The organism is Chryseobacterium sp. CFS15 (genome assembly GCF_031118795.1).
In the GTDB taxonomy this organism is placed as follows: Bacteria; Bacteroidota; Bacteroidia; order Flavobacteriales; family Weeksellaceae; genus Chryseobacterium; species Chryseobacterium indoltheticum.
The window spans coordinates 192484-205468 of the sequence record NZ_JAVHYL010000009.1; the positions used below are offsets into that span (position 1 = coordinate 192484).

General features: G+C 33.5%; 12 protein-coding genes. 5 read left to right on the forward strand and 7 right to left on the reverse strand.

Annotation, left to right across the window (positions count from 1 at the left end; translation table 11 throughout):
• Positions 1–54: 54 nt before the first annotated feature.
• Both OH814_RS15175 and OH814_RS15180 read right to left on the reverse strand, forming a co-directional pair.
• Positions 55–696, reverse strand: coding sequence for a DUF4272 domain-containing protein (locus OH814_RS15175; protein WP_308828740.1), 642 nt, complete (start codon positions 694–696; stop codon positions 55–57).
• Between the two features lie 200 nt (positions 697–896).
• Positions 897–1859 carry a bifunctional helix-turn-helix transcriptional regulator/GNAT family N-acetyltransferase gene (locus OH814_RS15180; RefSeq protein WP_308828741.1) on the reverse strand — a complete coding sequence of 321 codons (963 nt, stop codon included), beginning with the start codon at positions 1857–1859 and terminating at the stop codon, positions 897–899.
• Between the two features lie 125 nt (positions 1860–1984).
• Here OH814_RS15180 and OH814_RS15185 point away from each other — a divergent pair, with 125 nt between their 5' ends.
• From OH814_RS15185 to OH814_RS15200, 4 genes are all read left to right on the forward strand, one after another.
• Positions 1985–2863, forward strand: coding sequence for a helix-turn-helix domain-containing protein (locus OH814_RS15185; RefSeq protein WP_308828742.1), 879 nt, complete (start codon positions 1985–1987; stop codon positions 2861–2863).
• 85 nt (positions 2864–2948) lie between these two features.
• Positions 2949–3554, forward strand: a complete 606-nt coding sequence (locus OH814_RS15190) for a sugar O-acetyltransferase (protein WP_308828743.1) — start codon at positions 2949–2951, stop codon at positions 3552–3554.
• A gap of 80 nt (positions 3555–3634) precedes the next feature.
• Positions 3635–4051, forward strand: a complete 417-nt coding sequence (locus tag OH814_RS15195; protein ID WP_308828744.1) for a cupin domain-containing protein — start codon at positions 3635–3637, stop codon at positions 4049–4051.
• A 97-nt stretch (positions 4052–4148) separates the two neighbouring features.
• Positions 4149–5108 (forward strand): alpha/beta hydrolase, encoded by a 960-nt coding sequence (locus OH814_RS15200; RefSeq protein ID WP_374990581.1) that lies wholly within the window; start codon positions 4149–4151, stop codon positions 5106–5108.
• A 281-nt stretch (positions 5109–5389) separates the two neighbouring features.
• On the opposite strand, the gene OH814_RS15205 is transcribed toward OH814_RS15200, so the two are convergent.
• A complete protein-coding gene (locus OH814_RS15205) occupies positions 5390–7714 on the reverse strand; it encodes an outer membrane beta-barrel family protein (protein ID WP_308828747.1) in 2325 nt (774 codons plus the stop codon).
• Positions 7715–7951: 237 nt separating this feature from the next.
• On the opposite strand from OH814_RS15205, the gene OH814_RS15210 reads away from it, so the two are divergent.
• Complete coding sequence (locus OH814_RS15210; protein WP_308828748.1) at positions 7952–10819, forward strand: AsmA-like C-terminal region-containing protein; 2868 nt, start codon at positions 7952–7954, stop codon at positions 10817–10819.
• A 151-nt stretch (positions 10820–10970) separates the two neighbouring features.
• Here the strand turns inward: OH814_RS15210 and OH814_RS15215 are convergent, their stop codons facing one another.
• Genes OH814_RS15215 through OH814_RS15230 form a run of 4 tightly spaced genes read right to left on the reverse strand, consistent with a single transcriptional unit; the run spans position 10971 to position 12733 of the window.
• The gene (locus OH814_RS15215; protein ID WP_308828749.1) at positions 10971–11552 is read right to left on the reverse strand and encodes a DUF1801 domain-containing protein; all 582 of its coding nucleotides are present in this window, start codon (positions 11550–11552) and stop codon (positions 10971–10973) included.
• Positions 11553–11936, reverse strand: a complete 384-nt coding sequence (locus tag OH814_RS15220; protein ID WP_308828750.1) for a DoxX family protein — start codon at positions 11934–11936, stop codon at positions 11553–11555.
• Between the two features lie 13 nt (positions 11937–11949).
• Entirely contained in the window at positions 11950–12408 is a 459-nt protein-coding gene (locus OH814_RS15225) for an SRPBCC domain-containing protein (RefSeq protein ID WP_308828751.1), read from the reverse strand.
• A gap of 1 nt (position 12409) precedes the next feature.
• Entirely contained in the window at positions 12410–12733 is a 324-nt protein-coding gene (locus OH814_RS15230; RefSeq protein WP_076558083.1) for a helix-turn-helix transcriptional regulator, read from the reverse strand.
• Positions 12734–12985 lie beyond the last annotated feature (252 nt).

Below are 12985 nucleotides of genomic sequence, written 5' to 3' on the forward strand. Positions count from 1 at the left end.
GCCTAAACAACGGCGATGTAGAGAGTTTATTGTTTGGTGAATATTAAATCTTCTTTAAGTTCCCATCTCAATATCATCCCAATCAGAATCTTTGTTGATGAGCCATTCCAAAGCTTTTCTTCTTTCATAGACCACACCTTCGTTAATTTTAGCTTCCATTCCTTTTATTCTTTCATCAACGCAATACCAATGGAAACGGTAGTACAGATCAAGCATATTGTAAATTTCAACATCACTTCTGAGTTCCTTTAGCTGGTCGATCTTTTCATTACTTTCATTTTCTTCAAGATTAGGTAAAAATGTTGCCATATTTTCGCCACACCACTCGGTTTCATCTAGATCGGGAACTACTTTCGTTGCCCACATCAACGCCCAAAGTCCTTCAAGATACCAACGTAGAGAATTACTTTCGTAATCGCTCAATTCATCATTATCTTTAAGCAGAATTTCGTTTTCCCAATTAGAAAGATGTGACGTCAAATCATGCTTTTCAATCCATTTTCTGATGAAAGTTATGGGCGCTTCAAACGAAATATTAATCAAAGCATTCATTACCGACATTCTGCCTTTTATTTCATCTAAACTTCTCGTATTTGGATCCTCCAAAACAGGAAGCCATGAATTGAATCTATAGTTTTTATTGGCTATAATTTGATTGTTAAATTCTCTTACTTTAACTTTTTGTTCTTCAGTCATTATTCTGGAATTAAGAGTTGAAATTATCTTTAAACAATAAGATCTCTAAAGATAGATTTATAATTGTGATTTTCAGTTTTGCTAACTTACGAAAAGTTCAATTTAAAAAGAGCATTCAGATGCTAATCATTTACCAGTTTAGAAAACAAAATTTACTGATCATCGGATTTGATCAACGATTATTTTTGTCTGAAAATCTATTACTTTTCTAAATTTAATTCCATTTGAATATTGCAGCGTTTGTAAGGCGTTTGATGGCCTACAATCTTTTCAAAACCCATTTTATGATATAAATTGATTGCCGGTTCCAGAATGGTATTGCTTTCTAAATATATTTTTGAGGCTCCTAATTGCTTAGCTGAATCTATAATGGTCTGTCCTAAAAGCCAACCCAGATTTTTACCCTGAGCTTTTGGAGAAACTGCCATTTTTGCCATTTCAAAATCATAATTTTGGTCGGTCATTTTTATTAAAGCGCAAACTCCTAAAGGCTCGTCCTTATAAAGAGCGACAAATATTTTTCCGCCTTTATCCAGAATATATTCTTTAGGATTGTCTAGTGCTTTATAGTCGGCTTCCTCCATTTCAAAAAAAGTAGAAATCCATTCTTCATTCAAAGCTTTGAAAGCTGATTGGTATTTGGGCTCATATTCTACAATTTTAACATGCTTGCTTTCACGCAGTTTCTTTTGGTCTTTCACTCTTTTTAGTAAAGATTTTTGTTCCAGTAAAAACTCCCATTCTGCTAATGCTTCCCAAAGATTGTTTGTCGCTTGGTTGATGATTTCATCAATAGCAACATCAATATCGGCACATTGTTCTTCAATCATTTTCTTTGCTAAAGAAGTTCCTTCGGCTGTAAGACCAACAACGTTTCTTCGTCGGTCATTGGAGTTAAGTTTGTCTTTAACTAAGCCTGCTTTAGTCATTTCTTTGATGATTTTTGTAACAGACGGTTGCGAATGTCCAATTTCTTTAGCGATTTCGGTAATGGTTTTTTCTTCTGTTTCAGAGAGAACAAAGAAAACAGGAAACCATTTTGGAGAAAATCCTGCAATATTATACAGTTCATAAATCTGAGCTGCATCTTCAGTAACTTTGCTGGTCAGCAATCTTAATCTGCTTCCTAGAGCCATTTTTCCGGTACGGTTGAATATATTCATAATTAATTACATAACTGATTATGCAAAATTATATAAATGATTTTAAATAGCAAAATTTCTATTTCACTTAAAATGAATTTAAATTGAAATATTATTTTAAAGTTTGAATTTCTTAACTTTATCAAATGAAAGAGAAGGTAATCAGAGTAATTTCAGAATTTAATAATGAATTGAAGCTTCAAGGATTTAAGGCATTTCAAATTGAAAGTGACAGTAACGAAACACGTACCTACAGTAGAAAAGAGTTCTATAAAATCTGCCTTACGACAGGGAAAAGTAAGATTCATTATTCCGATAAAACTTTTGAACAGGAAGGGACGATTCTCTTTTTTGGTAATCCATACATTCCTTATTCCTGGGAAACCATTTCTACAACTTATGTAGGTTATACCATTCTTTTTTCCGCCGAATTTTTTAAAAATTCAGAACGTTCAGAGAGCTTACAGCAGTCTTCTTTTTTTAAAATTGGCGGAACTCCTGTTTTAAAAATTACATCTGAGCAGAGAGATTTTCTCAATACGATTTTTCAGAAAATTATTGCCGAACAGGAAAGTGACTACCTCTATAAAGATGAACTGATCAGAAATTATATCAGTCTTATCATTCACGAATCTCTAAAGATGGAACCTTCTGAAAATTATGAGCAAAACAAGAATGCGTCTTCGAGATTAACTTCTGTTTTTCTGGAATTGTTGGAACGACAATTCCCAATTGAAACGACCGCAAACCCTCTTCAGCTAAAAACGGCACAACATTATGCGCAACATTTGAATGTACACATTAATTATCTCAACCGTGCTGTAAAAGAGGTTACCGGAAAATCAACAACGGCTCATATTACAGAGCGTCTTATCACAGAAGCAAAAGCTCTTTTACTACATACAGATTGGAGTATTTCAGAGATCGCTTATGCTTTAAGATTTGAATATCCTACTTACTTCAACAACTTTTTTAAAAAACAAACTGGAACTAATCCCAAATCATTTCGACTGACCGAGGTTTGAAATTCTTAGTTTTTGGTTTGATAATCTTTAACGGCTTATTCGTATGTCGTGATACCTTTGTATTCTATTATCAAATCAATTTAAGATGCCAAACTCAAACAATATTCCAACTTCTATTCATCCTCAACTAGATATTTTTGAGAGGTTATTGGCTGGAGAAACAATCTTGCCCAACGATCCACAAATGCACAGATTGAGAGATGAATCTTTCGCAGTCAGAAAATTACTCATAGAAATGAACAACTCCTCAGATCCTGAAGAGATTACAAAAATATTGAGTGAAATTTTAGATCAGGAAATTCAAAATGTCGCTGTGTTTACGCCTATTTATATCAATTACGGAAAGCATATCAATATTGGTAAAAATGTATTCATCAATTTCGACTGTACCTTTCTTGCCTTAGGCGGAATAACAATTGAAGACGATGTATTGATAGGCCCGAAAGTCAGCCTTATCACGGAAAACCATCCATTAGATCCAAAATTAAGAAATGGACTGATAGGCAAAGCGATTCACATTAAAAAAAATGCATGGATTGGTGCAAATGCAACCATTTTACCTGGCGTTACAATTGGTGAAAATTCTGTGGTTGCAGCCGGAGCAGTCGTTTCTAAAAATGTACCTGACGATACAATTGTCGGTGGAATTCCTGGAAAGATCATAAAAAAAATAGAGAATGAAAATATTTAAATTTAATCATAAAATACTGGTGCTATGCGCATTTGTCTTAATAATAGTAACCTCATGTAACAACAAAAATCAAGAAAAAAATGAATAAAGAAAATACAACAGGTCTTTTCCCGAAAGGAGACCAATTACCAAACGAATGGTTTACCGGAAATGCTTTTTTATCGCCTTTGGTAGCCAAAGATAAAAACAATGAATTTTCTGCAGGAGCAGTCACTTTTGAAATTGGCGCAAGAACCAATTGGCATACGCATCCTAAAGGTCAGGTCTTGATTGTAACAGAAGGTTCTGGTTTTTATCAGGAAAAAGGAAAACCTGCACAAATCATTAAAAAAGGTGATGTTGTGAATATCCCTGAAAATGTTGAGCATTGGCACGGTGCATCAGATAAAACGTCGATGACGCATATTGCCATTACCAACTTTAAAGAAGATGTACAGGTAACTTGGCTGAAGCCCGTTACAGATGAAGAATTTAATCAAGTCAATAACGAACAGTAAAATGAAGAGACTCACATTAATGTTTGCAGCAATATTGTCTTTAAGTCAATTTACAGCGCAAAGCAAACAAAAATCATTTGATAAAAACTCAAAGAAAATGAATTCAACAGAACATTATACATTCAAACTCAGTGATAATGTAACCCGCAAAACAGTAACCTTCAAAAACCGATACGGAATTACCTTATCCGGAGATCTATATCTACCTAAAAATGCAGGAAACGAAAAATTATCAGCATTGGTAATCGGCGGTCCGTTTGGTGCGGTAAAACAACAATCTTCAGGATTGTACGCCAATGAAATGGCAAAAAGAGGTTTTGCCGTAATTGCTTTTGATCCGTCTTATACCGGCGAAAGTGGTGGCGAACCAAGAAATTTGGCATCACCTGAAATCAATACAGAAGATTTTAGTGCAGCAGTTGATTTTATAGGTCTTCAAAAAAATGTGGACAGAAATAAAATAGGAATCATTGGGATTTGTGGTTTTGGAGGCTTTGCACTGAATGCGACGGCGGTAGATAAAAGAGTAAAAGCTGTTGCCACAACAAGTTTGTATGATATGACAAGAGTAATGTCAAAAGGATATAACGATTCTGTAACACCGGAACAGCGTACCAAGACTTTGGAAGATCTGAGCCAACAACGTTGGAAAGATGCCGAAAACGGAAACCCAGCCAAAGGTTCGAGAAATTTACCCGAAACGTTGAAAGGTGACGAGCCGCAATTTGTAAAAGAATATTTTGATTATTACAGAACGCCTCGTGGTTTTCATGCCAATTCGCTGAATTCTAATGGAGCTTGGTTGATGACCAATCCGCTTTCGTTTATGAATATGCCGATCTTAACGTATGTGAAAGAGATTTCGCCAAGACCTATGCTTTTGATTGCTGGTGAAAATGCCCATTCACGATATTTCAGTGAAGATATTTACAAATCTGCAGCAGAGCCGAAAGAACTCATGATTATTCCAAACGCTGTTCATGTTGATTTGTATGATAAAGTAGATGTTATTCCTTTTGATAAGCTGGAAAATTTCTTTACAGCAAATCTGAAATAACTATTTTTTAAAAAAACTCTAAAAAGGTTTATTTGCAATTGATATGCAGATAAACCTTTTTTATTTATAGTTTGTTTAAACTAATTTGAGATTTTACCGCATAAGGAACAAAAGACAATCATAAAGCTATTATTAGATAATCAAAGTTTTCAAAAGAATAAAAAATCAAAGATTTTTAAAGAGTTTTTGTGTACTTTTTCTTTATACTCATTAACTTTAAATAGAAATATTTAAATCTTTTGCCTCTTTTGCGGTTAAATAAAAATTTTAAACACGTTTAATTATAACCTGTTTGAGGTTTCATTAACGCTGCTTTCTTTGTAACTCGATTTTTCAAGCCTGCCAAAATTGTATTTTACAGCAACCGAAATTGTAGGCGTGTTTCCGTAAAAATTACCGGTAGAAATAATTTTATCATACGTCATGTTTTGAATATAATTCATCTGCTTAAAAATATCATTATATCTGAACGTAAAATCAAAATCTGATACAGATTTGGTGATTCCGAAATTAACGGCACAAACTGCATTGTTTTCGTATAAACCTTCTGTACGTTTGCTGATGTAAGAACCGTCCATTAATAAAGAAAAGCTTTTAGTGATTTTTAAAGTATTATTGGTATAAATATAAAGGTATGGAGTCGATTTTTTAATTAAAGCTAAGCTGTCTTCTGTTTTACCATAATTAACCGACATACTGTTTTGTGACGACCAAATTTTCCATTCAAAAGGAACATCTACACCGAGACTTGCGCCAATTTCTTTGTCAAAGTTGATGAGTGTAAATTTTGAAATATTTTTTTCATCATCATACACCAAAGTATAACCCATCGGATTTTTGCTTGTGTAAACCGATGCGTTAACAGACCATTTTTTTAAACTTGTATTAAAAGACAACGTATTCGTGTAAGTAGGTATTAAATTGGGGTTTCCTACATATTCTATATACGGACTTCCGTATAATCCTCCGGAAGACAGATTGCCGTAACCAGGTCTAGAGATTGTTTTTCTGAAATTTAATGTAAAAACATGGTCTTTATCTTGCTGAAAAGAAATTTCGGCATTGGGAAACCAGTCAACAGCATTTCGGGATAGAGTAGTGTCTTTCAAAATATTGTCAAAACCTTTGGCTGAAGTGGTTTCCATACGGATTCCTGCTTTAAAGTTCCATTTGTTTTTTTCAGTACTTAGATTGACGTATGACCCGGTATTACTTTCTTTGAAGAAATAATTAAAAAATTCGGGAGCTTTTACAGTAGCAAAATCGATGATGTTATCAGTAGTCGTTTCAGCTTTTGTGAAACTTGTTCCAAGTTCTAATTTGTAATTTTCCTTCAGCTTTTTTTCAAAATCTATTCTTCCGGAATAAACATCACCTGCATATAATTGTCTTCGGAATTGGCTGAATTCATATCCCGAATCATCAATATTATTTAGGAACTCATAATCTACATTGCGGCTTTCTCTGGTGTATTGAAATCCTGTAAAAATATTGGCATCCCAATCTGCCAACTTCTTATTATAATTAAAAATAGAATTAATAGAAGCTCTCTTGTTATCCTGATGATTTAAGGTCAATATATTGGAAGAAATTCCGTTTTCAATATATTTTGTATTGGTATTGTTATCTCCTTTATCCGGGCGAAAATTACTGTTAAAAGTCAAAGTAAGATAATCTCCGTCATCATTTAATTCCTGATACAAACTTGCTCCGAAAATAGTTTGCGGACGATTGGTAATAGAAACGATGGTGTAATCTGAGGAAATATTTTTGCTTGGAACTGCATAATTATAACCGTTACTTTCCCAATGTTGAACAGCATTGAATGCAGCATTTATTTTCCATTCTGTTTTATTTTTTTTCTGCTGAAAATTGGCATTAAAATAATTGCTGAATCTTTTTTGAAAGGTGGCCGTTTCGGATAAAGCTAACTTAGAACCATCTCTTTTGCTCTTTTTTAAATTGATTTTGATGACCGCTTTACCTTCAGATTCATACTTTACAGATGGATTTCTGATGATTTCAACAGATTTTATATCTTCCACCGAAATTCCAGACAACGTAGAAAAATCGACCCGTTGATTATCAACATACAATAAAGGACTTCCTTTACCCACTACAGAAACACCTTCATCATTGGCGTCGAGCGTTACAAAAGGTAATTTTGTTAGCAATTCTGAAGATGTAGCCACTTTATTTAAAGGTGAATCTGTAATATCTAACGTTATATTTCCGTTTTCTACACTGAATTTTTTCTTCTCACCAATGATTGTAACAGCTTCAATTTCTTTTATTTTCGGCTGATAAATTATATTAAAATTTATATTGCGATTCAGTAAGAATGGTTTTTCTTTTTGCTCTGTTTCGCCGGAAGAAATCTGAAGATAATAGGTATTTGATATCAAATCAGTAAACTCAAATTTTGAATCTTTTGTAACAGTAGTTTTAATGAGCTGATTTTCGTTATCATACAGATAAACATCAACCGGTGTATTCCAATTGTTGTTATTGCTATTTACAATTGTACCACTGATATTGAATTTTTGCTGCGCAGAAACAATTACAAAATTAAAAATGAATAATAAGAAGATTTGGTATTTGGTCATTAGAGTAGGCTTATATTTTTATAAACAATCGGGATGATAAAAATATTACATCTGATTATAATTACTGCGGCATTATAACAAATACCCGAGAATTATCTATTCCTGAGAAAACTAGTGCCACAAGGCATTCTAAATATTTTCAATGGCTCGATTTTAGATGATAATCAATTATTATTATAGAATTTGTACGTATAACACCAAAATGATTCAGTCATGCATAGGTTTAAAAAAATATTATTGAAAATTCTGAAATGGACCGGAATTTCCATTGCTTCCATTCTTTTTCTCATGTTTATCATTCCGATTTTATTTCCCGGGCAGGTTTCTGAGCAGGTAAAACTTTTTGCCAATAAGCATCTTGCTGGTAAATTGGATTACAGAAAAACACATCTTACTTTTTTCAGACATTTCCCGTCATTGACGGTTTCAGTCGACGATTTTTTGCTGAAAGGTTCAAAGCCTTTTCAAAATGATACTTTGCTTGCTGCAAAAGAAGTAGCTGTTGGTATTAATCTTAAAAATTTAATTTTTGACGGCGAAGTAAAAATTGATGAAATCTATGTTACAGACGCTTATGCCAATGTTTTCGTCAATACAAAAGGTGAAGCCAATTATAATGTTTACGTTTCAAAACCTTCAGAAAAACCAAAAGATACAACGAGTACTGGAGCTTCAATAAAGCTTGATTTAATTAAATTAAGAAACTGGAACATTAAATATAACGATCATGCTGCAAGAGTTTTGGTTGATGCAAAAGGTTTAAATTATACCGGAAAAGGAGGATTGAGTGAAGATATTTTTGATCTTGAAACGGATCTGGATATTGATAAATTAGACTTTAGTTTAAACAGAATTTATTACGCCAAACAAAAAACTTTACATGCAGATTTAATTACCAGGATTAATACCAATGCGTTAACGTTTGTACTTAGAAAAAATGAGTTGAGAATTAATGACTTGCCTTTAAAATTTACGGGTTTTGTAAGTATTTTAAAAGACGGTTATAATCTTGACATCAATGCAGCGTCCGAAAAAACAACGATTCGTGATATGATTTCTGTGCTTCCGCCTCAATATTTAGATTGGGCAAAAGATACTAAAATTGAAGGTGACAGTGATTTCTTTTTTAGTCTGAAAGGAAGATTCAGTGAGCAAAAAAATCAAAAACCCAGATTAAAAGCAAAGTTGATGGTAAAAGATGGCTTTGTATCCAACGGAAAAGCTCCGGTTCCGATGAATAATTTTAATATGGATCTCAATGTAGACTTGCCCGATTTAAATACAGAAGAATTAGGACTTAATTTGAAAAATCTAAGCTTCGATCTTGGTCCGAATAATAACTTTAAAGCGGTCGTAAAAACAAAAGGTTTAGACGAAATGCAGATCAATGCGAATGTAAAAGGTGCGGTCAATTTACAGACTTTGACTCAGGCTTTAGGGTTAAAAGATATTGATGCGAGAGGTTTGATGGACACCAATATCAAAGCAAACGGAATTTTTAGTTTAGATAAAAAATTATTTCCAAAAACCAACGGTTATCTTAATCTTAAAAACGGTTGGCTGAAAACAAAATACTATCCAAATCCCATTCAGAATATCAATATTGTTGCAAATATTATCAATACCGACGGAACTTTCAAAAGCTTAGGGGTAAAGCTAGACCCGTTTAAATTTGATTTTGAAGGAAACCCTGTATTTGTGAATGCAGATCTGCAGAATTTTGAAGACGTTCTGTATAAAGTGCGTGCAAAAGGAACTTTAAATGTTGGACGGATTTATAAAGTTTTTGCCAAAAAAGGCTTGGATGTAAGCGGATTGATTATGGCTGATTTGTCCTTGAACGGTCGACAAAGTTATGCAACAACCGGTCAGTACAGCAGATTAGACAATCGGGGGAATTTAATTTTAAAAAATATAAAAGCCACTACGGAATATCTTCCGAAATCATTTTACATCAAGGAAGGAAACTTTGAATTTGAGAATGAAAAAATGTGGTTCAGGAAGTTTTTTGCGAATTACGGAAAGTCAGATTTTGCTTTAAATGGCTATCTATTAAATACCATTAATTATTTTATTGAAAGAAAAGGCACGCTTCACGGGAAGTTTAAGCTAAAATCACGATACATTCTCATTGATGAATTTATGGCGCTGAAAGATGGTGATAATTCAAAAAAATCAATAGAAGTAGATTATGCAAAAGTGGAAAATCCGAAAAGCAGCGGCGTCGTGATTATACCAAAAAATCTTGATGTTTCATTGGAAGCAGATGCTAAAAATGTTGAGTTTAAAGGGCTGAACCTTAATAATCTTTTTGGCTTGGCCTCGATTAACAAAGGTGAAGTTTTTCTTAAAAACACCTCATTTGACGTGGTAGGAAGCAGGATGAAAATTGATGCCCGTTATCAGGATGAGTCACCATTGACAGCCAATTATGATGTTGCTCTGAACGTTTTAGATTTCGATGTTCAACGAGCCTACAATGAAATTGATATGGTGCGTGAAATGGCAACTGCAGCCAAAAATGTGAAGGGAATCGTCTCTTTGGATTATAAATTAAAAGGAGATTTTGATAAAAATATGAAACCTATTTATCCGTCTTTAGAAGGTGGAGGAGTGGTCAATCTTCGTGATGTAGCAGTGAAAAACCTTAAAATGCTTTCTGCAGTCGGTGATAATATTGGCGCAAAAGCGTTCAATGATCCTGATATGAAAGGAGTAAATATTGAAACGCACATCAAAAATAATCTGATTCACGTTGATAAATTTACATTTAAAGTTTCTATTTTGAGACCTACCATCAGCGGAACAACCAGTTTTAACGGATTGCTTGATTTGAGAGTTCGTGTCGGGATTCTTCCGGGAGGATTGATTGGTTTCCCGATTGTTGTTACCGGAACTCATGAAAAACCAAAAGTGAAAATCTTCAGTAAAACCGGACAGGGAATTGTTGACGCTTTGTACAATCAAAAGTCAAACAAAGTAATTCGTGAAGAAAGACGTGCCGAGAAAAAGACAAAAAGACAGCAGCGAAAAGAAAAAGCAGCTCAGGAACAGAAAGCTAAAAATGCTGAAAAACAAATTAATACAGATTTAAAAGGAAAATAAAAATAATCGTTTATTTCAACAAAAAGAGGAATTGCTACAATTAGAAATTCCTCTTTTTGTTTTAATTTTTCAAAGTTGACTTCATTAATCTTTATTCATGAGATTATTCATTCTATTCTTTTGCATTCAGAATGATAGTTGCGTAATCAAATCAATCATCAATTCCTTTTCCATCGAGAATATTTTGGTAATATTTTTCAATTCTGGTTTCGCGCGTTTTGGATTGTTTAGCCTGATTAAAATAGAATAAATATCCTTTTTGTCTTCCCGGACTTAAAGCATAAAATGATTCGTTTAAAGTTTTGTCTTCATCTAAAGCCCGTTGAAATTCTTCAGGAACCGGATATTCGGAAACCTTTTTTAATTCTACTTTTTGACCTGATTGTTCGATTTTTACAGCTTCCTGAATGTATTTTTTGATAATCGCTCGTTGTTTTTCTACTTCCTCAATATTTCTGAATCTGATCTGTCTTGCTGACTGTACATTTTCAGTCTGCTGAATTAAAATATTTTGAGGATCTTTCATCAATACACCTTTATGAAAGAGCAACGCACAATATTCTTTAAAACCATGAATAAGCACCACGTTTTTTTCGTCTAATGTGTAGCAAGGATGCATCCATTTGTAATCTTCTTCAAGAGAATCATTTTCGGTGATGATTTCCCGCAACAAATAAAATTCTTCCTTCCATTTCTTTGCTTTTTCGAAAAATTGTTCAGCTTGTAGATTCATTTAATTGTTTTTTGAGATTATTCTTCTGTCTGAAGGTCTGAAGTACCAAGATAAAACGGTTACTAGTAATAAGATCAAAGCAGGAATAGCTTCTGTAAAAGATTGTCCTACTGCGAAATGAGAAATTGCTGCACCCGACATTGCAAAGAAAAAACCTGCATACGCCCATTCTTTCAGCAAAGGAAATTTGGGAATAAGAATGGCAATTACACCTAAGATTTTCCAGACTCCTAAAATGGATAAGACATATAAAGGATAATGTAATTTGGTGATTATCTCGTTGTAACCGCCTATCTGAAGCGTTTGTTGTATTCCTCCTGCCAGCATTCCGACAGAAAGAAAAACAGTGATAACCCAATAAATGATTTTGTTTCGTTTGTCCATTTTGCAGGTTATTTTAATTGGTGAAAATATTTTGAAGTCTATCGTGCGCCATGCTCAAACCTTTTGCGAAAGGCATTTTTAAAAGCTGGTTTCTGTATTCTACCGATTTGAATATCTGCTGAATTGTCAGCTTACTTTTATCATTTCCAATTTCTTCAAACGTCAGAAACTCTAATTGCACCGGAAATGGACTGTTTTCCATTTCGAAAGTTCGGGTGATCTTTTCGTTCTGAATAAATTCAAGAATGACTCCGTTTGCAGAAAATACAACCTGTCCATCATTAGAAGTTTCAAATTTCCAGCTTCCGTGTTTGTGATTTTCAAGTTTTATTACTTTAGTATTCATCCATTGTTCAACGATTTCAGCATCTTCGTATGCTTTAAAAAGTAACTCTAAAGACAAGTCAAATTCTCTAGTAATGAAAAGTTCTTGCATGTTTTCTTCTGCTTTAATTTTTGTTTTAAGTTCCATATTAGTCTTTGTTTTTGTAGTTTTTCATGATAGATTCCAGCGTGTTGAAACGCTCGTCCCACATTTTCCGGAAAGGTTCGATAAAGTCTGCTATTTCCTTCATCTTTTGAGGATTAAGATGATAGATTATTTCTCTGCCGTTTTGCTCAGAAGTCAAAAGTTCGCATTCCGTCAAAATTTGAATATGTTTTGAAACAGTTGGTCGCGCAGTATCAAAATTTGAAGCAATAGCTCCGGCCGTCATCGATTGTGCGGCTACTAAAGCGAGAATTGATCTTCTTGTAGGATCTGCAATTGCCTGAAAAACATCACGTCTTAAATTCATTATGAAGTCATTTGACTACAAATTTAAATGTAGTTATTTAACTACGCAAGTGTTTTTTGAAAAAATAATAATTAGAAAAAAGAACAGCCTTTTTATAGCTTATTCAGAAATGAAATTTAACCGCATTTTTTTCAAAACTTTAATGGCAGAAAATGTCTCTAAAATTTCATCAAAACCAATCTCAGTAGGGTCTGAAAAATAATTCTGATGCAATTTAAACGGGCTCAAAGAAGCTTTATATTTAAATTATAA